This window comes from Streptomyces sp. NPDC012827, from assembly GCF_042900905.1.
GTDB classification, from domain to species: domain Bacteria; phylum Actinomycetota; class Actinomycetes; order Streptomycetales; family Streptomycetaceae; genus Streptomyces; species Streptomyces gulbargensis.
The window spans coordinates 731,012-754,149 of the sequence record NZ_JBIBBY010000001.1 but is presented as its reverse complement, the minus strand read 5'-3'; the positions used below and the strand labels follow the sequence as shown (position 1 = coordinate 754,149).

Genomic DNA, 23,138 nt, shown 5'->3' with positions numbered 1-23,138 from the left:
TTCGACGCCGGCGTCGAGGCGGACGCCGGGGCCGGTGGGCGGGGCGAAGAGGGTGACGGTGCCGGGGGCGGGCAGGAAGTTGCGGCCGGGGTCCTCGCCGTTGATGCGGAACTCGAAGGAGTGGCCGCGGATCTCGGGGTCGTCGTAGCCGAGGGGCTCGCCGTCGGCGATGCGGAACATCTCCCGGACCAGGTCGATGCCGGTGACTTCCTCGGTGACGGGGTGTTCGACCTGGAGGCGGGTGTTGACCTCGAGGAAGGAGATGGTGCCGTCGAGGCCGACGAGGAATTCCACGGTGCCGGCGCCGACGTAGCCGGCTTCCTTCAGGATGGCCTTGGAGGCGGCGTAGAGCTGCTTGTTCTGTTCGTCGGTGAGGAAGGGGGCGGGGGCTTCCTCGACGAGTTTTTGGTGGCGGCGCTGGAGGGAGCAGTCGCGGGTGGAGACGACGACGACGTTGCCGTGGGTGTCGGCCAGGCACTGGGTCTCGACGTGGCGGGGCTTGTCGAGGTAGCGCTCGACGAAGCATTCGCCGCGGCCGAAGGCGGCGACGGCCTCGCGGACGGCGGAGTCGTAGAGTTCGGGGACTTCTTCCAGGGTGCGGGCGACCTTCAGGCCGCGGCCGCCGCCGCCGAAGGCGGCCTTGATCGCGATGGGCAGGCCGTGCTGCTCGGCGAAGGCGACGACCTCCTCGGCGCCGGAGACGGGGTCGGGGGTGCCGGCGACCAGGGGGGCGCCGGCGCGCTGGGCGATGTGCCGGGCGGCGACCTTGTCGCCCAGGTCCCGGATGGCCTGCGGCGGCGGGCCGATCCAGATCAGCCCGGCGTCCAGCACGGCCTGGGCGAAGTCGGCGTTCTCCGAGAGGAATCCGTAACCGGGGTGGACCGCGTCCGCGCCGGAGTCCTTCGCGGCCTGCAGCACCTTGTCCATGTCCAGGTAGCTGGTGGCCGGAGTGTCACCGCCCAGAGCGAACGCCTCGTCCGCCGCCCGGACATGCAGAGCGTCCCGGTCCGGATCGGCATACACGGCCACGCTGCCGATACCGGCATCCCGGCACGCCCGGGCGACACGGACAGCGATTTCGCCACGGTTGGCGATGAGCACCTTGCGCACGATGGCTCCCTCCTTGAAACAAGCTGAGTTTAGGGACTGCCGACACGGCCTTTCGACCCGTCCCCAGTGGTGAGCTTGCCCACACGGAGCGTGATTCGAGGCGTGCTGGGGTCGTGAAATCCCTTGTCGCACCACGGTACGCAGGGTTCCTTTACGAGACAGTAGCTCCGAGGTGTGGCGCAGGTCTCTGTTCCCCCGGCCAGTGGCCATTCGGGTTTCTTTGTGGGGTCCCTACGAACGCCCGCGGGATTCTTTGCCGGACCGTCCGCGCCCGGGCGTTGACGTACGAACCCTTGTCCAGCGATTTACCGGCCAGTAGCCTTCGCGTCGTCGATCGTACTGGCGGTAACAGGTGAATCCAGGGGGTGGCCGAGGTGGCCCGCAGACCGATAGCTCTCGTGACGGCGGCGGTGCTGCTCGCCGAAGCGCCCGGCATCGTCCTCCTGAACGCCGTCATGGCCCGTTTCGTCGAGGCCCAGTCCATGTCCCTCGACGGCCTCGAACCGGACGCCATGGTCACCGGCACCTGGGCCCTCGGGATCGGCTCCGGGATCGCGCTCGCCGCCTGCGCCCTCGTCGCCCTGCTCGCGGGCGTCCGTGACCGCCGCCCCGGCCGCTTCGGCCGGGGCCTGCTCATCGGCTGCGCGCTCGTGCACGCCCTCCTCGGCGCGGTCGCCGTCGGCCTGATCGGCTGGGGCGCCTTCGCCCTGCTGATGCTGGTGGTGGGGCTGATCGTCCTCACCCTGGTGGCGTACGGGAAGGAGACCGACACCCCCGGGACGCCGCAGGCGCCGGGCGGTGGGCACGAGCCGGGCGCGGTGGCCGTGCCGGCGAGCCGCCCGGCTCCGGGTCCGGGGGTGGAGACGGGGCCGGAACCGGCGGCGCCGGCCGGGGCCTGAGGATCGGGCCCGCGGGCCGGTGGGCCGGGGCCTGAGGCTCAGGCCCAGAGGTCGGTGATCCGTACGTCCAGCTTCGCGAGGAGCCGGCGGAGCAGCGGCAGCGACAGGCCGATCACGTTGCCGGGGTCGCCGTCGATGCCCTCGATGAACGGCGCCGAGCGCCCGTCCAGGGTGAACGCGCCCGCCACGTGGAGCGGTTCGCCGCTCGCCACGTACGCCGCGATCTCCTCGTCCGTCGGCTCGCCGAACCGGACCACGGTGGAGGCCGTCGCCGACTCGAAGCGCTTGGCGGCCGTGTCGTACACGCAGTGACCCGTCTGGAGGACGCCCACCCGGCCGCGCATCGCCTTCCAGCGCGCGGTGGCCTCCTCGGCGTCGGCCGGCTTGCCGAGGGCCTGCCCGTCCAGCTCCAGGACCGAGTCGCAGCCGATGACGAGCGCGCCGAACACCTCGGGCCGGGCGGCCACATGGGCGGCCTTCGCCTCCGCGAGCGTGAGCGCGAGTTCGGCCGGGGTGGGGGCCTGGACCTTGTCCTCGTCGACCCCGCTCACGATGACCTCGGGGGCGAGCCCGGCCTGCCGGAGCAGCCCGAGCCGGGCGGGGGAGGCGGAGGCGAGGACGACACGGCGAAGCTCAGCAGTCATGGTTCCCAGCCTAATCGGCCGGGGCGGCCGGGTGCCTGACGTGCGCTCACGGGCCGGGCCGGGGTGGTGCCGGCCGTGGTCCGCCGCGCCCGGGCCGGGCCCCGCCCCACGTCGGCCCCCCGCCTAGCGCGCGCTCACCGCGAACATGGCCACGACCATCGCCAGGGCGAGCAGCACGCCCGCCCGGCGGAGCATGGCCTGCATCTCGCGCATGAACTTCGGCGGCTGGTTCTTGGGGTCGGACCACAGCATGCTCCGATCCTCCGGCCGGGAAGGGCCGGAACGCCTGAGTACGGATACTCAGCCGTCCCGGTCCGGGGTGACTACGCGTCGACGAACACCCCCGCCCGCGCCGCGGCCAGGGCCGCCGCCACCGCCCGTTCGGCCACGGCGGGGGTGACCTCCTCCCCGGTGACCGCGAAGCGGTAGTAGAGCGGGGCCGAGACCGCCCGCAGCAGTTCCGTGGGGTCGGTCCCCTCCGGGGCCTCGCCGCGTGCGACGCCCCGGACGACGACCGGGGCCCATTCGGCGAGCCGGGTCCGGTAGAAGCCGGCCAGCGCGCGGGCGCACTCCTCGTCGCAGGAGGCGGCGGCGATGACCGCGCGGAAGACGGCGCCCATGCGGGGGTCGGTGAGGGTCTCGCGTACGAGAGCGGCGTTGGCGCGCAGGTCGCCCGCCAGGCTGCCGGTGTCGGAGGCGGGCAGGGACTGCTCGGCCATGTCGTGGAGGAGGTCGGTGACCAGACCCACGGGAGTGCCCCAGCGCCGGTAGACGGTCGTCTTGCCGACGCCCGCGTCGGCGGCGACGCGGTCCATCTGGAGGGTGTGGAAGCCGGTCTCGGCGAGCGCGTCGAGGGTGGCGTCGAGGACGGCCCTGCGGACCTTGGCGGTGCGGCCGCCGGGGCGCTGAGTGCCGGGCGAGGTCGGCCGGGTCTCAGTCAAACGGGTCTCCTGTTCCATTAAGGCCTTCGACTCTGCTACGGTACGGGACATCTTAACGGAACTCGCTTCCCATTAAGGGGTCGTACGCATGGCTGCCCTGGATCTCCCCACCTCCACCGCACCCGCCCTCGCCGACGCGCCGGCGGAACCCACCCGCATGACCGGCCGCATGCGGCTCGTCCTGGTCGTCCTCCTCCTCGCCCAGTTCATGCTGGCCGTCGACTTCTCGATCCTGAACGTCGCCCTCCCCGTCATCGGCCAGGGCCTCGGCTTCAGCCTCGGCGGTCTCCAGTGGATCGCCACCGCCTTCGCGCTCGCCGCCGCCGGCTTCACGCTCCTCTTCGGCCGGATCGCCGATCTCCTCGGCCGCCGCCGCGTCTTCCTCGGCGGCATGGCGTTGCTCGGCGTCTCCTCACTCGTCGGCGGTCTCGCCACCGGCCCCGAGATGCTGATGGCCGCCCGCGTCGCCCAGGGCCTCGCCACCGCCGCCGTCACCCCCGCGGGGCTCTCCCTGCTCACCGCCTCCTTCCCCGAGGGGCCGCTGCGCGCCCGCGCGCTCGGCCTCAACGGAGCGCTGATGTCGGCCGGTTTCACCACCGGCGCGATCCTCGGCGGCGTCCTCACCGACCTGCTCTCCTGGCGCTGGGCGTTCTTCATCAACGTGCCCGTCGCCCTCGCCGTCGTCCTCGTCGCACCCGCCGTCCTGCGCGAGAGCCGCCCGGCCGGCCGGCCGCGCCTCGACGTCCCCGGCGCCGTCACCGTCACCGGCGGCCTCCTCGCCCTCGTCTACGGCCTGACGGTCGCCGGCGAACACGGCTGGACCGACCCCACCGCGCTCACCGCCCTCGCCGCCGGAGCCGTTCTGCTCGCCGCCTTCGGTCTGGTCGAGCGGCGGGCCTCGGCCCCCCTCGTCCCCCTGCGGGTGCTGCGCCGCCGGACCGTCGTCTGGGGCAACCTCGCCGGACTGGTCGCCTTCGTCACCGAGACCTCGCTGGTCTTCCTCATGACCCTCTACCTCCAGGACGTCCTCGGCTTCTCCCCGCTCGCCGCCGGCCTCTCCTTCGGCGTCCTCGGCGCCGGCACGATCCTCGGCGGGGTCCTCGCCTCCCGCTTCATCGGCCGGTTCGGGGCCCGCACCGCCCTCGTCGCCGGCGGTCTCCTCCAGGCCGCCGCCACCCTCGCCCTCTACGGCCTCGGCGAGGGCCGCGACGGACTGTGGCTGCTCCTCGCGGCGACCTTCGCGGGCGGCGTCGGCAACATGCTCGCGATCGTCGGGTTCATGGTCACCGCCACCTCCGGCCTCCCCGACGAGGAGCAGGGCATGGCGACCGGCCTCGCCACCATGACCCAGCAGATCGGCATCACCATGGGCACGCCGATCATGAGCGCCGTCGTCGTCACCGCCCCCGTCCTCCTCGACGGCATCGGCCTCGCGGTCCTCGTCAACGCCGGGATCGTCGCCGCCGGAGCCGTGCTCGCGGGCCTCTTCCTCCGCCGCGCGTGAGCCCGCTCCGGGCACGCGGAAGGCCGGACCCCCCCCGGGAGTCCGGCCTTCCGTCGCTCACCGCCGGGAGCGGCGCGGGGCTCAGGCGGGCCAGTAGGACCGCGCCCAGGCGCGCGGCCCGGGCCGGTGCCGTACCGAACGCGCGATACGGGACGGGTCCGACCAGCCCTCCGGCACGGCGGGGCCGGTGCCCTCGGCGGCCGCCGCCACGGCGGCGGCCCGCGCCTGGACCACCGCCAGTGCGGCGGCCAGCTCCTCCGGCGTGGGATTTCCTCGTACGACCTTGATCATCTGTGGTCCTCCCGGAGCCTAGAGCGGGATGTTGCCGTGCTTCTTCGGAGGCAGGGATTCCCGCTTGGTGCGCAGCTGACGCAGCCCCTTGACGATCTGCGACCGCGTGTCGGACGGCAGGATCACGGCGTCGATGTACCCGCGCTCGGCCGCCGTGTAGGGGTTGAGCAGGGTGTCCTCGTACTCCTGGATCAGCCGCGCCCGCGTGGCCTCGACGTCGTCCGCCTCCGCGATCGTCCGCCGGTGCAGGATGTTCACCGCGCCCTGCGCGCCCATGACGGCGATCTGCGCCGTCGGCCACGCCAGGTTGAGGTCCGCGCCGAGGTGCTTGGAGCCCATCACGTCGTAGGCGCCGCCGAAGGCCTTCCGGGTGATGACCGTGATCAGCGGGACCGTCGCCTCGGCGTACGCGTAGATGAGCTTCGCGCCGCGCCGGATGATGCCGCCGTACTCCTGGTCGACGCCCGGCAGGAAGCCCGGGACGTCCACGAAGGTGAGGACCGGGATGTTGAAGGCGTCGCAGGTGCGGACGAACCGGGCCGCCTTCTCCGAGGCGTTGATGTCCAGACAGCCGGCGAACTGCATCGGCTGGTTGGCGACCACACCGACCGGGAAGCCCTCGACCCGGCCGAAGCCGGTGACGATGTTCGGCGCGAACAGCGCCTGCGTCTCCAGGAACTCGCCGTCGTCCACGACGTGCTCGATGACCTTGTGCATGTCGTACGGCTGGTTCGCCGAGTCCGGGATGAGCGTGTCCAGCTCGCGGTCCTCGTCGCTCACCTCGGTGTCCGCCGTCTCCGGGAAGGCGGGCGGCTCCGACAGGTTGTTCGACGGCAGGTACGACAGCAGCTGCTTGACGTACTCGACGGCGTCCTTCTCGTCACCCGACAGGTGGTGCGCCACGCCCGAGGTGGTGTTGTGGGTACGGGCGCCGCCCAGCTCCTCGAAGCCGACGTCCTCACCCGTGACCGTCTTGATGACGTCCGGCCCGGTGATGAACATGTGCGACGTGCGGTCGACCATCACCGTGAAGTCGGTGATCGCGGGGGAGTACACCGCGCCGCCCGCGCAGGGGCCGACGATCAGCGAGATCTGCGGGATGACGCCCGAGGCGTGGGTGTTGCGGCGGAAGATCTCGCCGTACATGCCGAGCGCGCTCACGCCCTCCTGGATGCGCGCGCCACCGGAGTCGTTGATGCCGATGACCGGGCAGCCCGTCTTCAGGGCGAAGTCCATGACCTTGATGATCTTCTGGCCGTACGTCTCGCCGAGCGCGCCGCCGAAGACGGTGAAGTCCTGCGAGAAGACGGCGACCGGACGGCCGTCGACCGTGCCGTAGCCGGTGACGACGCCGTCCCCGTACGGGCGGTTGTTCTCCAGACCGAAGTTGGTGGACCGGTGGCGGGCCAGCTCGTCCAGCTCGACGAAGGAGCCCTCGTCCAGGAGCAGCGCGATCCGCTCCCGCGCGGTCAGCTTCCCCTTCGCGTGCTGCTTCTCCACGGCACGCTCCGAGCCGGCGTGGGTGGCCTCGTCGATACGGCGCTTGAGGTCCGCGATCTTGCCCGCGGTCGTGTGAATGTCGATCTCGTACTGCTCTGCCGGCTCGGACATCGGGATGCGGCTCCCTGCCTGGTCACGGGGGGTTCGTTGACTACGAATGGGCTACTGCTGGCCTACTGACCCGTAGCGTATCGGCGCCGATACGGCCGCGCAGTGCGGTCTTTGCCACACCTAGTCTGGCTTGCATGACGTCCTCCCAAGGCTCCGGCGGACCCTGGTCCGACCTCGACAGGCCGCCCCTGAACGCCACCTCCCTGCGCCGCGCGCTCGTGCTCCCCGGTGGGCTCTGGACCTCGCTGGACGTGGTCGCCACCACCGGCTCCACCAACAGCGACCTCGCCGCCCGCGCCGGCGAACTGCCCGAGGGCGCGGTGCTCGTCGCCGAGGAGCAGACCCACGGCCGCGGCCGCCTCGACCGCACCTGGTCGGCACCCGCCCGCTCCGGCCTCTTCCTGTCCGTCCTCCTCAAGCCCGACGTGCCCGCCGAGCGGTGGGGCTGGCTCCCGCTCCTCACCGGTGTCGCCGCCGCGGCCGGACTCGGCCGGGCGGCCGGTGTCGACCTGTCCCTCAAATGGCCCAACGACCTCCTGGTTTCCGTCGGCGGCGAGGAACGCAAGACCGGCGGGATCCTCGCCGAGCGGGCCGGACCCGACGGCGTCGTCATCGGCCTCGGCATCAACGTCACCCTCCGTGCGGACGAACTCCCCGTCCCCACCGCCGGCTCCCTGCTCCTCGCCGACGCCGTCTCCACCGACCGCGACACCCTCCTGCGGGCCGTCCTGCGCTCTCTCGCCCAGTGGTACGGCGACTGGGTCCGGGCGGGTGGCGACCCCGAGGCCTCCGGGCTCCAGGCGGCCTACGCCGCCGGCTGCGCCACCCTCGGCCGCCGCGTCCGCGCCGACCTCCCCGGCGAACGGATGCTCGAAGGCGAGGCCATCGCCCTCGACGGCGACGGCCGCCTCGTCGTGGCGACGGAGGGCGGCGGTACGGAGGCGGTCGGCGCGGGCGACATCGTCCACGTCCGCGCGACGGCCTGACGCGCGACCCGGCCCCCCGGCACGGACCCGGGCCAGCTCCCCGCGCCGGGGCGCCCGGGGGGCCACGGACTCCGTGGGCCGGGCGCACGCGCGCGTGCGGGCCCCCGGCCCGGGGCCGTACCGCAGCCGCTCCGGCGCCGGGTTCCGTACGCCTCGCGCCGCCTGACCTGGGCGGCGGCGGGGACTCCTCGAAAGGGCCCGGTCGGGGGGCCGGGGGCGGTTCGGGCGTGAGCCAGCCCACACCTGTCGTATCGTGGAGCGCGATCCAGGCGACAGATCGGCAGGGCAAGTGGGCAGGGAACGGGCAGGAGGCGGCCGGTGACCGTCGACGACGAGAACTCGGACGGCGGGGCCGAGCCGCCCGAGCAGCCCACCTACCCCACCCCCCACCACGCCGTCGACCACACGGCCGAGCCGTCCGACGACCCCCTCGCCATCCGCCTGGAACAGCTGATCCTCGGAGCCGACCGCCGCTACACCCCCTTCCAGGCCGCCCGCACCGCCGGCGTCTCCATGGAACTGGCCTCCCGCTTCTGGCGCGCGATGGGCTTCGCGGACATCGGTCAGGCCAAGGCGCTCACCGAGGCCGACGTGCTGGCCCTGCGCCGCCTCGCCGGCCTGGTCGAGGCCGGGCTGCTCAGCGAGCCGATGGCCGTCCAGGTGGCCCGCTCCACCGGACAGACCACCGCCCGGCTCGCGGAGTGGCAGATCGACTCCTTCCTGGAGGACCTCACCGAGCCGCCCGAGCCCGGCATGACCCGCACCGAGGTCACGTACCCCCTGGTGGAGCTGCTCCTGCCCGAGCTGGAGGAGTTCCTCATCTACGTCTGGCGGCGCCAGCTCGCCGCCGCCACCGGCCGGGTCGTGCAGGCGCAGGACGACGAGGAGATGGTCGACCGCCGGCTCGCCGTCGGCTTCGCGGACCTGGTCGGCTTCACCCGGCTCACCCGCCGCCTGGAGGAGGCCGAGCTCGGCGAACTGGTCGAGGCCTTCGAGACCACCTGCGCCGACCTCGTCGCCGCGCACGGCGGCCGGCTCATCAAGACCCTCGGCGACGAGGTGCTGTACGCGGCGGACGACGCCGGCATCGCCGCCGAGATCGCCCTGCGGCTCATCGAGACCCTCAGCCACGACGAGACCATGCCGGCCCTCCGCGTCGGCATCGCCTTCGGCACCGTGACGACCCGCATGGGTGACGTCTTCGGCACCACCGTCAATCTGGCCAGCCGCCTCACCTCGATAGCGCCGAAGGACGCCGTCCTGGTCGACAGCGCCCTCGCCGAGGAGCTGACCAGGACCGGTGAAGCACCCGTCTCCGAGGCGGAGGCGGCGGAGGAGGCCGCCCGCGCCGCGAAGGAGGGCCGCAAGGCCGCCGCCTACCGCTTCGCCCTCCAGCCGATGTGGCAGCGCCCCGTGCGCGGTCTCGGCATGATCGAACCCTGGCTCCTGAGCCGCCGTCCCACCTAGGATCCCGGTGAACCGTCGTTAACCGGGAGGGCCTCAGCATGTCCGCTCAGTCCGAGCAGTCCGAGCAGCGTTTTGGTGAGTTCGTGGTGGTCCGGCGGGACGGGCACGTGGCGGAGCTCGTCCTCGACCGGCCCAAGGCGATGAACGCGGTCTCCTCCGAGATGGCCCGCTCCCTCGCCGCCGCCTGCGAGGCGCTCGCCGCCGACACCTCCGCCCGCGTCACCGTCCTGACCTCCTCCCACGACCGGGCCTTCTGCGTCGGCGCCGACCTGAAGGAGCGGAACTCCTTCACCGACGCCGAACTCGTCCGCCAGCGTCCGACGGCCCGCGCCGCGTACACGGGCGTGCTCGACCTGCCGATGCCGACCGTCGCCGCCGTGCACGGCTTCGCCCTGGGCGGCGGCTACGAGCTGGCCCTCGCCTGCGACGTGATCGTGGCCGACGCCACCGCCGTCGTCGGCCTGCCCGAGGTCTCGGTGGGCGTCATCCCCGGCGGCGGCGGTACGCAGCTGCTGCCGCGCCGGGTGGGCGCGGCGCGCGCCGCCGAACTCGTCTTCACCGCCCGGCGGGTGGAGGCCGCCGAGGCGCGCGAGCTGGGCCTGGTCGACGTGCTGGCGGAGGACGCGCGGACGGCCGCGCTCGAACTGGCGGGCCGGATGGCGGCGAACTCGCCGGTCGGCCTGCGGGCCGCCAAGAAGGCGATGCGGCTCGGTCACGGCCTCGACCTGCGGGCGGGCCTGGAGGTCGAGGACGCGGCCTGGCGGTCGGTGGCCTTCTCGGGCGACCGGGCGGAGGGTGTGGCGGCGTTCAACGAGAAGCGGAAGCCGGAGTGGCCCGGGGAGTGACGGCGGCCTGGCCCCCCGGCGGTGTCTCGCCGATCTTGCCGGGCTCGCGGTTCGATCGACAAGACACCCTCTCGGCCCGTTCGCGGCGGAGTTCCGCCGCGCCCCACCGACCGGTGCGATGATCCGCTGATCTCCGCCCCCTTCCGACCTCCCGACAACCGGAATGTGTCACTTTCCGTGACGTCTCGAAGGGGAAATCGGTTCAAACCTCCCTAAGCTGGAGGAATGGGTGAGGACGGGCGGCTGCGGGCCGTGGTGGCACTGGCGCAGGGCATGGCGGCCGCGCACACGCCGCGGGAGTTCTGGCGGGCGGCGGCGCTCGGCGCGGGCGACGGGCTCGACGGCACCTTCGCCGCGCTGTCGGTCTGGGAACGGGACCACGGCCGGCTGAAGGTCCTGGTGAACGCCGGGGAGCGGGCCGAGGGCGAGGAGGAGTTCCCGGACTCGGAGACGTACCCCGTCCATCAGTTCCCGGAGATCACCGAGTTCCTGCACGCGCAGTGGGCGGGCGGGGGTGAGCCGGACGCCTGGGTGGAGGCCGCCGACGACCCCCTCCCGACCAGCCGGGTCCTGGCCTTGCGGCGGCGCGGCCGGGGCAGCTGCGTCGTCGCGCCGATCGTGCTCCACGGCCGGGCGTGGGGGGAGCTGTACGTCGCCCGGCCCGCCGGGGCGAAACCTTTCGCCAGGGCGGACGCGGACTTCGCCACCGTCCTCGCGGCGGTCGTCGCGGCCGGGATCGCGCAGGCGGAGCGGCTGGAGGAGGTGCGGAAGCTCGCCTTCACCGACCCGCTCACCGGCCTCGCGAACCGGCGCGCCGTCGACACCCGTCTGGACGAGGCCATCGAGCGCTACCGGGCGGACGGCTCCGTCGTCAGCCTGATGGTCTGCGACCTCAACGGCCTCAAGCGGGTCAACGACACCCACGGCCACGCCGTGGGCGACCGGCTCCTCGAACGCTTCGGCTCCGTCCTCTCCCGCTGCGGTGCCCGGCTCCCGGGCGCGCTGGCGGCCCGGCTCGGCGGCGACGAGTTCTGCCTGCTGACGGTCGGCCCGACGGCGGACGAGGTGGTCGCGGTCGCCGAGGAACTGTGCGGACGGGCGGCGGAGCTGGAGCTGGGCGAGGGAGTGGCCTGCGGGGTGGCGTCCACCGGCGACCCCATCGGCCCGCTCAAGTCCGCCCGCCGCCTCTTCCGCCTCGCGGACGCGGCCCAGTACCGGGCCAAGGCGGCCCGCTCGGCCAAGCCGGTCGTGGCGGGCCGCGACGGCACGGTCATCCGCCTCGCGGACACCCCGTCCCCCTCCCGCGACCGCCGCCGCTTCCGCGACGCCCCGACGCCCGACCTCCCGCCCGAGCAGCCGTGAGGGCGCGGGCGGCGGGGGCGCGCGCGGGCCGGTGGGCCGCCTCGCCCCCGAGCCGCCGGTAAGGACCCCGACCGCCGCCGGGCCGTGACACATCGCCTAGTGACATGTCGGTCTTCAATCCGTAGGGTGCTGAATATGGATATGCAGACAGTCGTCCTCGGCACGTCCGGCACGACCCCGCAGGACGTCATCGACGTCGCCCGTCACGGCGCCCGCGTCGAGCTGTCGCCCGAGGCCGTGCAGGCGCTCGCCGCCTCCCGCGCCGTCGTGGACGCGCTCGCCGCCAAGCCCGAGCCCGTCTACGGGGTCTCCACCGGATTCGGCGCGCTCGCCACCCGGCACATCAGCCAGGAACTCCGCGCCCAGCTCCAGCGCAACATCGTCCGCTCGCACGCCGCCGGCATGGGCCCGCGCGTGGAGCGCGAGGTCGTCCGCGCCCTGATGTTCCTGCGGCTGAAGACCGTCGCCTCCGGCCGCACCGGCGTCCGCCCCGAGGTCGCGCGGACCATGGCCGACGTGCTCAACGCCGGCATCACCCCGGTCGTGCACGAGTACGGTTCCCTCGGCTGCTCCGGCGACCTCGCGCCGCTCTCCCACTGCGCCCTCGCCCTCATGGGCGAGGGCGACGCCGAGGGCCCCGACGGCACGGTCCGCCCCGCCGGCGAGCTGCTCGCCGAGCACGGCATCTCCCCCGTGGAACTGAAGGAGAAGGAGGGCCTCGCCCTCCTCAACGGCACCGACGGCATGCTCGGCATGCTGATCATGGCCCTCGCCGACCTCGACACCCTCTACAAGTCGGCCGACGTCACCGCCGCCCTCTCCCTCGAAGCCCTCCTCGGCACCGAGAAGGTCCTCGAACCCGAGCTGCACTCCATCCGCCCCCACCCCGGCCAGGCCGCCTCCGCCGCCAACATGCTGGCCGTCCTGAAGGGCTCCGGTCTCACCGGCCACTTCCAGGCGGGCGAGGCCCCCCGCGTCCAGGACGCGTACTCGATCCGCTGCGCGCCGCAGGTCGCCGGCGCCGGCCGCGACACCCTCGCCCACGCCCGGCTCGTCGCCGAGCGGGAGCTGGCCGCCGCCGTCGACAACCCCGTCGTCCTGGAGGACGGCCAGGTCCGCTCCAACGGCAACTTCCACGGCGCCCCCGTCGCGTACGTCCTGGACTTCCTCGCCATCGCCGCCGCCGACCTCGGTTCCATCGCGGAGCGCCGTACCGACCGGCTCCTCGACAAGAACCGCTCGCACGGCCTGCCGCCCTTCCTCGCGGAGGACGCCGGCGTCGACTCGGGCCTGATGATCGCCCAGTACACGCAGGCCGCCCTGGTCAGCGAGATGAAGCGGCTCGCCGTCCCGGCCTCCGCCGACTCCATCCCGTCCTCCGCCATGCAGGAGGACCACGTCTCCATGGGCTGGTCCGCCGCCCGCAAGCTGCGCACCGCGATCGGCAACCTCAACCGGGTCATCGCCGTCGAGCTGTACGCCGCCACCCGCGGCATCGAACTGCGCGAGGGCCTCACCCCGGCGCCCGCCTCACAGGCCGCCATCGACGCCCTGCGCGCCGCCGGCGTCCAGGGCCCCGGCCCGGACCGCTTCCTCGCCCCCGACCTGGCCGCCGCCGACGCCTTCGTCCGCGAGGGCCGTCTCGTCGCCGCCGTCGAGCCCGTGACCGGCCCCCTGGCCTGACCGGCCGGGACCCGTACCCGCCCACGTGCGCGAAGGGCCGCCCCCGATCCCGGGGGCGGCCCTCCGTCGTACGGATACGGCCCCGGCCGCGCCGGTCAGGACGCCCGGCCGCGCCGGTGCATCGCCAGCGCCACGAAGCCGGCGCCCACGCCCAGGAATCCGGTCCCGCCCAGCACGTACGGCACGGTGTCGAGCTGCCCGGTCTCCGCCAGGCGCGCGCCCTGCGTCCCGGAGCTCTCGTGGTGGGTGCCGACCCGCACCCCGCTCCCGCCCGGGTCGTCGGTGGCGTTGGCGGACGGCACGAACCACAGGGCGCAGAGCAGCGTCCCCGCGGCGGTGGCGGTCAGCAGTGGGCGTCGAGCGGTGGACACGGAGTGTCGATCCCCCTTGCGGAAACCGAGGAAGAGGCGGTGCGCCGATGCTAGTGAACACAGCGGGTCGCGGGAAAGCCGAGGCCTCCCCGGACCTACGCTCCGGTCCATGAGTACTTCCGAGACAGCACGCTATGTACGTCTTCGTGTCGACGTCGTCCTGGAGATCAGCGGCCCCGCCGAGCTGACCGAGGCCGCCGAGGGGCGGATCGACGCCGACGAGTTCATGCCCGAGGAGGAGCGCGCCCACGCCCGCTCCGCCGTTCAGGAGGACAGTGCCGAGGCGCTCGCGTACCTCGTCGAGCCCTTCGACCTGATCCGCGACGTCCCCGGCATCGAGATGGTCCAGGCCTCCTGGAGCAGCGAGGAGATCGACTACGACCCCGATGCCCTGGAGTGGGACCTCGGCGAGGAAGATGGGGACGACGAGGACGACGAGGACGCCGACCGCCCCTGAGGACCCCGCACCCGCCCCCGGGCGGGCAGGGTCCTGACCGCGAGGCCCCGGGACGGCGTCCCGGGGCCTTCCCGCGCCCCGGCACCGCCGTCCGGTCCGCTCGGGGGAACCACGGGCCGCGCGGGCGCGTGTCGGTCAGTGGTGTTCCATGGTCCTCCGTGGTGTTCCGCGGGGAGCAGTGGCGTTCCCCACACCCCGTCCGGTTTTGGAACCGCACGGGGTGTGATGCGTGTTTTACAGAGTTGACAGGGAATCGGCGACGATGGAGAAGCGTGTGATGACGGACGGCAAGCGGCGCAGGAGCCTGGCGGCCGCGGCCGCGGTGCTCAGCGGCGTGTTGGTGCTCTCGGCGTGCAACGACGGCGACAAGGACGGCGCCTCCGCTCCCACGACCCCTCAGTCTCAGGACCAGATCGACGAGGCGGCTGCCCAGAAGACCTCCAAGGCGCAGATCACCATCTCCCCGGAGAGCGGTGCCCAGAACGCGTCGATCAACAAGGACACCAAGGTCACCGTGGCCCAGGGCAAGCTCACCGAGGTCACCATGACCTCCGGGGACGGCAAGGCGGTCAAGGGCGAGATAGCGGCCGACGGACTGAGCTGGAAGCCCACGGAGCAGCTGGAGCGCGCGACGGTCTACAAGATCGCGGCGACGGCCGTGGACGCGGAGGGCCTGGAGGCGCACGAGAACTCCTCCTTCACCACGGTGTCCAAGGCCAACAGTTTCATCGGCAACTTCACCCCGGAGGCCGGCTCGACCGTCGGTGTCGGCATGCCGGTCTCGATCACCTTCAACAAGGAGATCAGCGACAAGAAGGCCGTCCAGAGCGGCATCTCGGTGTCCTCCAGCTCCGGCCAGGAGGTCGTCGGCCACTGGTTCAACTCCCAGCGCCTCGACTTCCGGCCCGAGAAGTACTGGGCCGAGGGCTCGACCGTGACCCTCAAGCTGAACCTCGACGGCGTCGAGGGCGCGGAAGGCGTGTACGGCGTCCAGCAGAAGACGGTCACCTTCAAGATCGGCCGCAACCAGGTCTCCACCGTCGACGTCGCCACCAAGACGATGACGGTCACCCAGGACGGCAAGACGGTCAAGACGATCCCGATCTCCGCCGGCTCCCCGGAGAACCCGACCTACAACGGTCAGATGGTGATCTCCGAGAAGTTCAAGGAGACCCGGATGAACGGCGCCACCGTCGGCTTCACCGACTCCGACGGCAAGGGCGAGTACGACATCAAGGACGTGCCGCACGCCATGCGCCTGTCCACCTCCGGCACCTTCATCCACGGCAACTACTGGGGCCCGGACTCAATCTTCGGCTCGTCCAACACCAGCCACGGCTGCGTGGGCCTCAACGACGTCAAGGGCGCCGGCGACCCCAACCAGATGGCCGCCTGGTTCTACGACCGCTCCATCGTCGGTGACGTCGTGATCGTCAAGAACTCCAAGGACAAGACGATCGCCCCCGACAACGGCCTCAACGGCTGGAACATGAGCTGGGCCGACTGGAAGGCCGGCTCGGCCGTCTGACCCGTGGCGGCTGGTGGCGGCGCCGGCGTCGCCACCAGCCGAGCGCACCACGGCGAAGGCCCCCTCCCACCGGAGGGGGCCTTCGCCGTTCCCGCGCCCGCGCGCCTCACTCCCGCGCGGCCCCCGCCGGCTCCTGCGCGCCCCACTGCGCGAGCAGCCGCAGCGCGTCCGCCGACGCCGAGCCGGGCTCCGCCTGGTACGTCACCAGCATCAGGTCCGGGTCGTCCCCCGCCACCTTCAGCGACTCGTACGACAGCGTCATCTCGCCCACCAGCGGATGCCGCAGGATCTTCGTCCCGTGCCCCTTGTCGGTCACCGTGTGCGCCGCCCACAGCGAACGGAACTCCTCACTGCGCACCGACAGCTCACCGACGAGGGCCAGCAGCTCCGGGTCGTCCGGATAACAGCCCGCGTACAGCCGCAGCGCGCTCACCACCTCGACGGCCTTGCACTGCCACTCCACGTACAGATCCCGGGCGTTGGGGTCCAGGAACACCATCCGGGCCATGTTCCGGTCGTGCGGCTCCCAGGTCTCCAGGTCACCGAAGACCGCCCGCGCCATCCGGTTCCACGCCAGGATGTCCAGGCGCCGCCCGAGCAGCAGCGCCGGCACCTCCGTCATCGCGTCCAGCAGATGCGCCACCCCCGGCCGCACCCGCTGCGGACGGGCGATCGCCGCCCGCTGCCGCTTCTTCACCGTCGGCTTCGCCAGGTGCGTCAGATGGGCCCGCTCCGTGTCGCTCAGCCGCAGCGCCCGCGCGATCGAGTCCAGGACCTCCATGGACACGTTGCGCCCGTTGCCCTGCTCCAGACGCGTGTAGTACGCCACCGACACACCGGCCAGCTGCGCCAGCTCCTCCCGGCGCAGCCCCGGCACCCGCCGGTGCCGCCCGAACTCGGGCAGCCCCACGTCCTGCGGCTTCAGCCGGGCCCGCCGGGACCGGAGGAATTCACTGAGTTCGGCACTGAGGTCCATGCGTCCCAAGTATCGCCGCCGCACGCGCGCCGCCGGACGTACGATCCTGACCCTGCCAGTGGTAGGCACGCCGGTCGTAGGCAGAACAGAGGGCTGGGTGACGGCGTACGACCCCGGCAGGCTCGTCCCCATGACCACGCACGTTCCCGCTTACGCCGCCCCTGCCGCCCACGCCCCCCTGGAGCGCACGACCGTGCCGCGCCGGGCCGTCGGCGAGCACGACGTCCTCATCGAGATCAAGTACGCCGGCATCTGCCACTCCGACATCCACCAGGCCCGCGACGGCTGGGGCGAGGGCATCTTCCCGATGGTCCCCGGCCACGAGATCGCCGGCGTCGTCGCCGAGACCGGGTCCGGCGTCACGAAGTTCCGGGTCGGCGACCGGGTCGGCGTCGGCTGCTTCGTCGACTCCTGCCGCACCTGCGACCACTGCCTGCGGGGCCTGGAGCAGTACTGCGAGCGCGGCGTCACCGGCACGTACAACGACCACGGCAAGGACGGCGAGCCCACCTACGGCGGCTACTCCACCCACGTCGTGGTGGACGAGAACTACACCCTGCGCATCCCCGAGGGCATCGCACTGGACGAGGCCGCCCCGCTGCTCTGCGCCGGCATCACCCTCTACTCGCCGCTCGTGCACTGGAAGGCGGGACCCGGCAAGAAGGTCGCGATCGTCGGCCTCGGCGGCCTCGGCCACATGGGCGTCAAGATCGCCCACGCGCTCGGCGCCGAGGTGACCGTCCTCAGCCAGTCGCTCAAGAAGCGGGAGGACGGTCTGCGGCTCGGCGCCGACCACTACTACGCCACCGCCGACCCGGCCACCTTCGAGACGCTCGCCGGCACCTTCGACCTCGTCGTCTCCACCGTCTCCGCGCCGCTCGACCTGAGCGCCTACCTGAGCCTGGTGAAGACCGACGGGGCCCTGGTGAACGTCGGCGCCCCCGAGGAGCCCGTCTCGCTCAACCTCTTCTCCCTCATCAACGGCCGCCGCACCCTGGCCGGATCGATGATCGGCTCCATCGCCGAGACCCAGGAGATGCTCGACTTCTGCGCCGCGCACGGCCTGGGCGCCGAGATCGAGGTGATCCCCGCCGACCGGATCAACGAGGCCTACGAGCGGGTCCTCGCGAGCGACGTGCGCTACCGCTTCGTCATCGACACGTCGACCATCTGAGGCAGTCCCGCGGGGCGTCCGTCCATCCGGCGGCCCCGCGGGGCGTCCGTCCGGCACGACCGCCGGGGCATGACCTCCGGGGTAATCGACCCCGGAGGCCGTGCCCCGGCATGCTCGTGCCATGACCGCATACGCGATAGCGAACCTGCAGCCGTCCGGTGAGCCCCACGAGGAGGTCCTCACCTACATGGAGCGCATCCAGGCCACCCTGGACCCCTTCGGCGGCCGCTTCCTCGTCCACGGCGCCACCCGCCGCGAGGTCCGCGAGGGCGAGTGGCCCGGCGCCCTCGTGCTCGTCGGCTTCCCGACGTACGAGGACGCCCGCGCCTGGTACGACTCCGAGGCCTACCAGGCCCTCGTCCCGCTGCGCACCCGCCACATCCCCGGGGACATCCTGATCGTCGACGGCGTCGCCGAGGACTACGACCCGGCCACCACCGCGGCCCTGCTGCGCGCGGCGGCGACCCGGAACTGACGCAGCGTCAGCCCTCGGTCCCCGTCACGCCGACCGGGCAGGAGACGCCCGTGCCGCCGATGCCGCAGTAGCCGCCCGGATTCTTGTCCAGGTACTGCTGGTGGTACCCCTCCGCCGGGTAGAACGGCCGCTCGGCGGCCGGCAGGACCTGCGTGGTGATCTCCGCGTGGCCCGCGGCCGTCAGGACCTTCTGGTAGGCGGCGCGGGAGGCCTCGGCGGTCTCCGCCTGCGCGGGGGAGTGGGTGTAAACGGCCGAGCGGTACTGCGTGCCCACGTCGTTGCCCTGGCGGAAGCCCTGCGTCGGGTCGTGGGACTCCCAGAAGACCTTCAGGAGGTCCGCGTACGACACCTTCGACGGGTCGAAGACCACGCGGACGACCTCCGTGTGGCCGGTGAGGCCCGAGCAGACCTCCTCGTACACCGGGTTCGGCGTGTAGCCGCCCTGGTAGCCGACGACCGTCGTCCAGACGCCCTCGGTCTGCCAGAACTTCCGCTCGGCGCCCCAGAAACAGCCCAGGCCGAAGTCGGCGACCTCCAAGCCCTCCGGGTACGGGCCCAGCAGCGGCGTGCCGAGGACGGTGTGGCGCTCGGGGACGGAGAACTCGGGCTCCGGGCGGCCGCGCAGCGCCTGCTCGGGGGTGGGCAGGACGGGGGTGCGGGACAGGAACATGCTGCATCTCTCCTCGACGGTCGGCCTCCTCACAACGTCCGGGACGCCGGCCGGATTCCCCGGGCGCGACGTCACGGACACGGCCTAGTGCCGCAGCGTCATCGGGCTGCCGCCGTTCGCCTCGTACCCCGCCACCGCCATGTTCCGGTGGACCGTGTACTCCGCCGCCGGGTCCGCGCTCAGCGTCCACGGCACCGCGCCCACGTGACCGTCCACCCGCACCAGCTGGTGCATCGCCTCGGCCCAGCGCTCGCCCCGCACCAGGAACCACACCAGCAGGTGCCGCACGTGCGCCAGCATCGGGTCGTCGGGGCGGGCGGAGTGCACCGCGTACAGCGCGCCGTCGAGCGCCTTCGACACCACCGCCGTACGGAAGAAGTCCCGCACCAGCACCACGTCCGGGACGTGCTCGAAGACCGCGAACAGCGGCAGCGCGGCGAGCAGCGAGCCGCGCGGGGCCCGCGCCGCGGCCGTCGTCGCGAAGTGGTCCGCCTCCTCCCGCGAACCGTGCCACTTCTCGCACCAGTAGTGCAGCGCCGCCAGATGCGCCCCCATGTGCTGCGGTGCCCGGTCGATGACCTCCGCCCACACCTGGTCGAACTGCTCGTGGCTGTAGCCGAGACCGCGCGCCACCGCCAGTTGCGTGATGTACGGGACGGGGTCGCCCGGAGCCAGCAGCGCCGCCTCCTCGGTGACCTTCCGCGCCTCCTCCAGGATGATCCGGAACTCGTCGCTGCCCACCGCCGAGGAACGCCACGCCTGCTGCACCAGGAACTCCGCGTGCACCGCCGCGCCGCCCGCGTCCTTCGGCGCCTCCGCCCGCCACGCCCGCAACCACGCCCCGCCCGCGCCCGGCCGCTCCTGGAGCTCCAGACAGGCCGCGCCCGCGAAGGCCTGGACGCGCTGCCAGCGCACCTCGCCCTCCTTCGGCGTACCGGCGAGGAGCTGGGAGGCGGCCCGCCAGTCCTGCGTGGCCCTGACGACGTCGAGCACGTCGAGGAGATCGGCGTCCGGCCCCGGCAGCCGCACGTCCTGCTCCTCCTGCCGGACGAAGCCGTACGCCTCCGGGTCCGCCGCGTCGGGCGAGCCCGGTGCGGCCAGCCGGATCCCGCCCCCGCGCCGGCGGAGCAGGTAGGGGCCGAGGACGCCGAACAGCAGCCCGAGCGCGATCAGGAACCAGAGAATGTCCATGTGTCCATTGTCCAGGACACCCGCTGAGACGAACGAGGCGGCGGCGTGCACACGGCACTACGCTCCTGACCATGAGCCACCAGCACAGCCACCAGAGCTTCGAGACCCGCGCGATCCACGCGGGCAACACCGCCGACCCGCTGACCGGCGCGGTCGTCCCGCCCATCTACCAGGTCTCCACCTACAAGCAGGACGGTGTGGGCGGTCTGCGCGGCGGTTACGAGTACAGCCGCAGCGCCAACCCCACCCGTACCGCCCTGGAGGAGAACCTGGCGGCCCTGGAGGGCGGCCGGCGCGGTCTCGCCTTCGCCTCGGGCCTGGCCGCCGAGGACTGCCTGCTGCGCGCGCTGCTCGCGCCGGGCGACCACGTCGTCATCCCGAACGACGCCTACGGCGGCACCTTCCGTCTCTTCGCGAAGGTGGTGGAGCGCTGGGGCGTGGACTTCTCGGTGGCGAACACCTCCGACATCGCCTCGGTGCGCGAGGCCGTCAACGAGCGGACGAAGCTCATCTGGGTCGAGACCCCCTCGAACCCGCTGCTCGGCATCACCGACATCGAGGCCGTCGCGGGCGTGGCCCGGCACGCCGGGGTGAAGCTGGTGGTCGACAACACCTTCGCCTCGCCGTACCTCCAGCAGCCGCTGGCGCTCGGCGCCGACGTGGTGGTGCACTCGCTGACCAAGTACATGGGCGGTCACTCCGACGTGGTCGGCGGCGCCCTGGTCACGGCCGACGAGGCGCTCGGCGAGGAGCTCGCCTACCACCAGAACGCGATGGGCGCGGTCGCCGGTCCGTTCGACTCGTGGATCGTGCTGCGCGGCATCAAGACGCTCGCGGTGCGCATGGACCGGCACGGCGAGAACGCCACCAAAATCGCGGACATGCTCACCCGCCACCCCGAGGTCACGCAGGTCCTCTACCCGGGCCTCCCGGACCACCCCGGCCACGAGATCGCCGCGAAGCAGATGCGGTCCTTCGGCGGCATGGTGTCGTTCCGGGTGCGGGGCGGCGAGCAGGCGGCGGTCGAGGTCTGCAACCGCGCCAAGCTGTTCACCCTCGGCGAGTCCCTCGGCGGCGTCGAGTCGCTGATCGAGCACCCCGGCCGGATGACGCACGCCAGCGTCGCGGGCTCGGCCCTGGAGGTCCCGGCCGACCTGGTCCGCCTCTCGGTCGGCATCGAGAACGCCGACGACCTGCTCGCGGACCTGCGCGAGGCGCTCGGCTAGGTCGTGTCTTCTGGATCAGGCCGCGAGCCCGGCAAGATCCGAAAGACACGGCCTAGGTCCCCCGGTACGCGCGGCCGCCGGGCGCCCCCTCGGAGGGGCGCCCGGCGGCGTCGGGCCGGGGTCTCCTCACACGGGTGTCCTCTCGTCCTCCAGGCTCGCCCGGATCTCCGCGCGCAGCTCCAGCGAATCGGGATGTCCGTGGACGGAGACCGCGTGCTCGGCGGCGGCCCGGACGACTTCCTCCTCCTCACCGCTGATGGTGAGGGTGCAGTTCATGACGCTCGGCGTCCTGCGGCAGTCGGCGACTTTCCTGGTCATGACAGCCTCCTCGGCACGGGTGCGCATGCCGTCCCTTCCAGGCTAGGCCGTGGCGGGCGGCGCCGGTGGACTACCACTCCTCGAAGACCGGCGTCGTCTCCGCCGGAGGCGCCTCCCACGGGCGGGCCGCCGAGGCCCATACGAGGAAGACGAGGACGGCGAGCGCGCCGAGGGTCCCCAGCAGGCAGCGGGCGGCCCGCCGTCGGCGGGCCAGGCGGGCGCCGCGCTCGGCGGCGCGGCCGGCGAGCCCGGCGGGAACGGGCGGGCGGGGGGTCTCGAGCAGCCGCCTGACCGCCGCCTCCCGGTCCTCGTGGCGGCTCGCGCGGCGCCCCCCGGGAGCGGGGGCGGGGCCGGCGGCGTCCCGCAGGGCCGCGACCGCGCGGGCGCACACCGCCCGGACACGCGCCTCGGAGAGGCCGAGCAGCGCCGCCGCCTGCTCCTCCGCGACCCCCTCGTACAGCCGCAGGACGACGACGAGCCGCTCCTGGCGCGTGAGCGGGGCGAGCACCCCGCCCCGGCCGGTGCGGCGGCGCCGGGTGCGGCGGGCGAAGCGGGCGGCGAGGTCGCGGCGGGCGCGGTCGTACGGGTCCTCGTCGCGCAGCCGGTCCCCCACCGCGTACGTATGTGCGAGGGCGGCGGTGAGGAGGGCCCGAGCGCGCGGGTTGTCCTCCAGGGGCTCGGCGGTCAGGAAGGTCGCCGCGTGCAGCAGCCGGCCGGCCGCCCCGGCCACGAACGCCTCGAAGTCCGGGGCGTGCCCGGCCCGTCGACCGCTCCGCGGGTTCCGCCGCTCCGCCATGTCCTCATGGAGGGGTCACAGGGCGGGCCCGGTCAAGAGGTCGGCACCGACTCGCTTCCGGCGGGGCCGCCGGCCGGACCGCCGTGCCCCGACTGGCGGGCGGAGAGCGCGGTGTTGAAGCGGGTGAGGAGCGTGCAGAAGGACTCGCGTTCGGCCTCCGTCCAGCCTTCGGTGACCTCGGCCATCAGCTGCCGGCGGGAGGACCGGACCTCCTCCAGGCGGGCAAGCCCGCGCGGGGAGAGCTGGAGGACGACCGCGCGCCCGTCCTCCGGGTGCGAGGTCCGCTTGACCAGCCCGGTGTCGACCAGGGGCGCGACCTGGCGGGTCACCGTGGAGGAGTCGATGCCCATGCCCGCCGCGAGCGCCTTGACGCCCATGGGACCTTCCTGGTCGAGCCGGTTGAGGAGGAGATAGGCGGCGCGGTCCATGGAGTTGCGGAGCTGGCCCGTGCCGCCGAGCCGGGTCTGCTCGGCCCGGCGGGCGAAGACGGCCACCTGGTGCTGGAGGGCATCGAGGAGACCGGGGTCAAGCTCAGTCGTCATGTCCTGAGATGTGGGCATGGCTGGGGGCTCTCTCGTGCGGGGGTGGTCGGGTGGTGGGGGAAAGAGTACGC

General features: G+C 73.0%; 25 protein-coding genes. 12 read left to right on the top strand and 13 right to left on the bottom strand.

The features are described from left to right. Positions 1-1,110, bottom strand: a 1,110-nt coding sequence (locus ACFY60_RS03395) for an acetyl/propionyl/methylcrotonyl-CoA carboxylase subunit alpha (protein ID WP_388617701.1), incomplete at its 3' end; no start/stop codon positions are given. A 365-nt stretch (positions 1,111-1,475) separates the two neighbouring features. Here ACFY60_RS03395 and ACFY60_RS03390 point away from each other — a divergent pair. Next, on the top strand, positions 1,476-2,009 hold the full coding sequence (locus ACFY60_RS03390) for a hypothetical protein (protein WP_388607156.1): 534 nt from the start codon (positions 1,476-1,478) through the stop codon (positions 2,007-2,009). Positions 2,010-2,047: 38 nt separating this feature from the next. Here the strand turns inward: ACFY60_RS03390 and ACFY60_RS03385 are convergent, their stop codons facing one another. The 3 genes from ACFY60_RS03385 to ACFY60_RS03375 form a co-directional block, all read right to left on the bottom strand. Continuing rightward, the gene (locus tag ACFY60_RS03385) at positions 2,048-2,653 is read right to left on the bottom strand and encodes a nucleoside triphosphate pyrophosphatase (protein WP_309051853.1); all 606 of its coding nucleotides are present in this window, start codon (positions 2,651-2,653) and stop codon (positions 2,048-2,050) included. Between the two features lie 123 nt (positions 2,654-2,776). Continuing rightward, positions 2,777-2,905 (bottom strand): morphogenic membrane protein MmpB, encoded by a 129-nt coding sequence (mmpB, locus tag ACFY60_RS03380; protein ID WP_309051851.1) that lies wholly within the window; start codon positions 2,903-2,905, stop codon positions 2,777-2,779. Positions 2,906-2,976: 71 nt separating this feature from the next. Beyond that, complete coding sequence (locus ACFY60_RS03375; protein WP_388607158.1) at positions 2,977-3,612, bottom strand: TetR/AcrR family transcriptional regulator; 636 nt, start codon at positions 3,610-3,612, stop codon at positions 2,977-2,979. A gap of 70 nt (positions 3,613-3,682) precedes the next feature. On the opposite strand from ACFY60_RS03375, the gene ACFY60_RS03370 reads away from it, so the two are divergent. Then, positions 3,683-5,098 (top strand): MFS transporter, encoded by a 1,416-nt coding sequence (locus tag ACFY60_RS03370; protein ID WP_388607159.1) that lies wholly within the window; start codon positions 3,683-3,685, stop codon positions 5,096-5,098. A gap of 81 nt (positions 5,099-5,179) precedes the next feature. Here the strand turns inward: ACFY60_RS03370 and ACFY60_RS03365 are convergent, their stop codons facing one another. Both ACFY60_RS03365 and ACFY60_RS03360 read right to left on the bottom strand, forming a co-directional pair. Beyond that, positions 5,180-5,389, bottom strand: coding sequence for an acyl-CoA carboxylase subunit epsilon (locus ACFY60_RS03365; RefSeq protein ID WP_309051849.1), 210 nt, complete (start codon positions 5,387-5,389; stop codon positions 5,180-5,182). A gap of 18 nt (positions 5,390-5,407) precedes the next feature. After that, the gene (locus tag ACFY60_RS03360; RefSeq protein ID WP_388607162.1) at positions 5,408-7,000 is read right to left on the bottom strand and encodes an acyl-CoA carboxylase subunit beta; all 1,593 of its coding nucleotides are present in this window, start codon (positions 6,998-7,000) and stop codon (positions 5,408-5,410) included. A gap of 134 nt (positions 7,001-7,134) precedes the next feature. On the opposite strand from ACFY60_RS03360, the gene ACFY60_RS03355 reads away from it, so the two are divergent. The 5 genes from ACFY60_RS03355 (at position 7,135) to hutH (ending at position 13,343) form a co-directional block, all read left to right on the top strand. Then, complete coding sequence (locus ACFY60_RS03355; protein WP_388607163.1) at positions 7,135-7,986, top strand: biotin--[acetyl-CoA-carboxylase] ligase; 852 nt, start codon at positions 7,135-7,137, stop codon at positions 7,984-7,986. Positions 7,987-8,304: 318 nt separating this feature from the next. Further along, positions 8,305-9,453: an adenylate/guanylate cyclase domain-containing protein gene (locus tag ACFY60_RS03350; RefSeq protein ID WP_388607165.1), complete on the top strand. Its 1,149-nt coding sequence runs from the start codon at positions 8,305-8,307 to the stop codon at positions 9,451-9,453. Between the two features lie 38 nt (positions 9,454-9,491). Beyond that, positions 9,492-10,298 carry an enoyl-CoA hydratase/isomerase family protein gene (locus ACFY60_RS03345; RefSeq protein ID WP_388607167.1) on the top strand — a complete coding sequence of 269 codons (807 nt, stop codon included), beginning with the start codon at positions 9,492-9,494 and terminating at the stop codon, positions 10,296-10,298. Between the two features lie 225 nt (positions 10,299-10,523). After that, positions 10,524-11,660 (top strand): diguanylate cyclase domain-containing protein, encoded by a 1,137-nt coding sequence (locus ACFY60_RS03340; RefSeq protein ID WP_388607169.1) that lies wholly within the window; start codon positions 10,524-10,526, stop codon positions 11,658-11,660. Between the two features lie 141 nt (positions 11,661-11,801). After that, positions 11,802-13,343, top strand: a complete 1,542-nt coding sequence (gene hutH / locus ACFY60_RS03335) for a histidine ammonia-lyase (RefSeq protein ID WP_388608143.1) — start codon at positions 11,802-11,804, stop codon at positions 13,341-13,343. Positions 13,344-13,438: 95 nt separating this feature from the next. On the opposite strand, the gene ACFY60_RS03330 is transcribed toward hutH, so the two are convergent. Beyond that, the gene (locus tag ACFY60_RS03330; protein WP_388607170.1) at positions 13,439-13,714 is read right to left on the bottom strand and encodes a hypothetical protein; all 276 of its coding nucleotides are present in this window, start codon (positions 13,712-13,714) and stop codon (positions 13,439-13,441) included. A gap of 109 nt (positions 13,715-13,823) precedes the next feature. Here ACFY60_RS03330 and ACFY60_RS03325 point away from each other — a divergent pair, with 109 nt between their 5' ends. Then, positions 13,824-14,171 (top strand): hypothetical protein, encoded by a 348-nt coding sequence (locus tag ACFY60_RS03325; protein WP_388607171.1) that lies wholly within the window; start codon positions 13,824-13,826, stop codon positions 14,169-14,171. Between the two features lie 262 nt (positions 14,172-14,433). After that, complete coding sequence (locus ACFY60_RS03320; RefSeq protein WP_388607172.1) at positions 14,434-15,699, top strand: Ig-like domain-containing protein; 1,266 nt, start codon at positions 14,434-14,436, stop codon at positions 15,697-15,699. 106 nt (positions 15,700-15,805) lie between these two features. On the opposite strand, the gene ACFY60_RS03315 is transcribed toward ACFY60_RS03320, so the two are convergent. After that, entirely contained in the window at positions 15,806-16,675 is an 870-nt protein-coding gene (locus ACFY60_RS03315; RefSeq protein WP_388607173.1) for a helix-turn-helix domain-containing protein, read from the bottom strand. Between the two features lie 130 nt (positions 16,676-16,805). Here ACFY60_RS03315 and ACFY60_RS03310 point away from each other — a divergent pair, with 130 nt between their 5' ends. Together ACFY60_RS03310 and ACFY60_RS03305 are read left to right on the top strand one after the other, a co-directional pair. After that, complete coding sequence (locus ACFY60_RS03310) at positions 16,806-17,849, top strand: NAD(P)-dependent alcohol dehydrogenase (RefSeq protein WP_388607174.1); 1,044 nt, start codon at positions 16,806-16,808, stop codon at positions 17,847-17,849. Between the two features lie 121 nt (positions 17,850-17,970). After that, the gene (locus ACFY60_RS03305; protein WP_388607175.1) at positions 17,971-18,324 is read left to right on the top strand and encodes a DUF1330 domain-containing protein; all 354 of its coding nucleotides are present in this window, start codon (positions 17,971-17,973) and stop codon (positions 18,322-18,324) included. Positions 18,325-18,331: 7 nt separating this feature from the next. On the opposite strand, the gene msrA is transcribed toward ACFY60_RS03305, so the two are convergent. Continuing rightward, entirely contained in the window at positions 18,332-18,994 is a 663-nt protein-coding gene (gene msrA, locus ACFY60_RS03300; protein ID WP_388607176.1) for a peptide-methionine (S)-S-oxide reductase MsrA, read from the bottom strand. 84 nt (positions 18,995-19,078) lie between these two features. Next, entirely contained in the window at positions 19,079-20,185 is a 1,107-nt protein-coding gene (locus ACFY60_RS03295) for a hypothetical protein (RefSeq protein ID WP_388607177.1), read from the bottom strand. Between the two features lie 71 nt (positions 20,186-20,256). Here ACFY60_RS03295 and ACFY60_RS03290 point away from each other — a divergent pair, with 71 nt between their 5' ends. Beyond that, positions 20,257-21,411 carry a cystathionine gamma-synthase gene (locus ACFY60_RS03290; protein WP_388607179.1) on the top strand — a complete coding sequence of 385 codons (1,155 nt, stop codon included), beginning with the start codon at positions 20,257-20,259 and terminating at the stop codon, positions 21,409-21,411. Between the two features lie 126 nt (positions 21,412-21,537). Here ACFY60_RS03290 and ACFY60_RS03285 read toward each other — a convergent pair whose 3' ends face one another. From ACFY60_RS03285 to ACFY60_RS03275, 3 genes are all read right to left on the bottom strand, one after another. Further along, positions 21,538-21,729 (bottom strand): DUF1059 domain-containing protein, encoded by a 192-nt coding sequence (locus tag ACFY60_RS03285; RefSeq protein ID WP_309051505.1) that lies wholly within the window; start codon positions 21,727-21,729, stop codon positions 21,538-21,540. 70 nt (positions 21,730-21,799) lie between these two features. Then, the gene (locus tag ACFY60_RS03280) at positions 21,800-22,525 is read right to left on the bottom strand and encodes a sigma factor-like helix-turn-helix DNA-binding protein (protein ID WP_388607181.1); all 726 of its coding nucleotides are present in this window, start codon (positions 22,523-22,525) and stop codon (positions 21,800-21,802) included. 32 nt (positions 22,526-22,557) lie between these two features. Next, the gene (locus tag ACFY60_RS03275; RefSeq protein ID WP_309051504.1) at positions 22,558-23,085 is read right to left on the bottom strand and encodes a MarR family transcriptional regulator; all 528 of its coding nucleotides are present in this window, start codon (positions 23,083-23,085) and stop codon (positions 22,558-22,560) included. Between the last annotated feature and the right edge of the window lie 53 nt (positions 23,086-23,138).

Bases quoted from the DNA above. Each gene is read 5' to 3' on its own strand.
- hutH (WP_388608143.1), top strand. From the start codon at position 11,802: ATGCAGACAGTCGTCCTCGGCACGTCCGGCACGACCCCGCAGGACGTC.
- ACFY60_RS03340 (WP_388607169.1), top strand. From the start codon at position 10,524: ATGGGTGAGGACGGGCGGCTGCGGGCCGTGGTGGCACTGGCGCAGGGC.
- ACFY60_RS03315 (WP_388607173.1), bottom strand. From the start codon at position 16,675: ATGGACCTCAGTGCCGAACTCAGTGAATTCCTCCGGTCCCGGCGGGCC.
- ACFY60_RS03310 (WP_388607174.1), top strand. From the start codon at position 16,806: ATGACCACGCACGTTCCCGCTTACGCCGCCCCTGCCGCCCACGCCCCC.
- ACFY60_RS03280 (WP_388607181.1), bottom strand. From the start codon at position 22,525: ATGGCGGAGCGGCGGAACCCGCGGAGCGGTCGACGGGCCGGGCACGCC.
- ACFY60_RS03375 (WP_388607158.1), bottom strand. From the start codon at position 3,612: ATGGAACAGGAGACCCGTTTGACTGAGACCCGGCCGACCTCGCCCGGC.
- ACFY60_RS03355 (WP_388607163.1), top strand. From the start codon at position 7,135: ATGACGTCCTCCCAAGGCTCCGGCGGACCCTGGTCCGACCTCGACAGG.
- ACFY60_RS03385 (WP_309051853.1), bottom strand. From the start codon at position 2,653: ATGACTGCTGAGCTTCGCCGTGTCGTCCTCGCCTCCGCCTCCCCCGCC.
- ACFY60_RS03360 (WP_388607162.1), bottom strand. From the start codon at position 7,000: ATGTCCGAGCCGGCAGAGCAGTACGAGATCGACATTCACACGACCGCG.
- ACFY60_RS03370 (WP_388607159.1), top strand. From the start codon at position 3,683: ATGGCTGCCCTGGATCTCCCCACCTCCACCGCACCCGCCCTCGCCGAC.
- ACFY60_RS03305 (WP_388607175.1), top strand. From the start codon at position 17,971: ATGACCGCATACGCGATAGCGAACCTGCAGCCGTCCGGTGAGCCCCAC.
- ACFY60_RS03325 (WP_388607171.1), top strand. From the start codon at position 13,824: ATGAGTACTTCCGAGACAGCACGCTATGTACGTCTTCGTGTCGACGTC.
- ACFY60_RS03365 (WP_309051849.1), bottom strand. From the start codon at position 5,389: ATGATCAAGGTCGTACGAGGAAATCCCACGCCGGAGGAGCTGGCCGCC.
- ACFY60_RS03285 (WP_309051505.1), bottom strand. From the start codon at position 21,729: ATGACCAGGAAAGTCGCCGACTGCCGCAGGACGCCGAGCGTCATGAAC.
- mmpB (WP_309051851.1), bottom strand. From the start codon at position 2,905: ATGCTGTGGTCCGACCCCAAGAACCAGCCGCCGAAGTTCATGCGCGAG.
- msrA (WP_388607176.1), bottom strand. From the start codon at position 18,994: ATGTTCCTGTCCCGCACCCCCGTCCTGCCCACCCCCGAGCAGGCGCTG.
- ACFY60_RS03275 (WP_309051504.1), bottom strand. From the start codon at position 23,085: ATGCCCACATCTCAGGACATGACGACTGAGCTTGACCCCGGTCTCCTC.
- ACFY60_RS03295 (WP_388607177.1), bottom strand. From the start codon at position 20,185: ATGGACATTCTCTGGTTCCTGATCGCGCTCGGGCTGCTGTTCGGCGTC.
- ACFY60_RS03290 (WP_388607179.1), top strand. From the start codon at position 20,257: ATGAGCCACCAGCACAGCCACCAGAGCTTCGAGACCCGCGCGATCCAC.
- ACFY60_RS03345 (WP_388607167.1), top strand. From the start codon at position 9,492: ATGTCCGCTCAGTCCGAGCAGTCCGAGCAGCGTTTTGGTGAGTTCGTG.
- ACFY60_RS03320 (WP_388607172.1), top strand. From the start codon at position 14,434: ATGGAGAAGCGTGTGATGACGGACGGCAAGCGGCGCAGGAGCCTGGCG.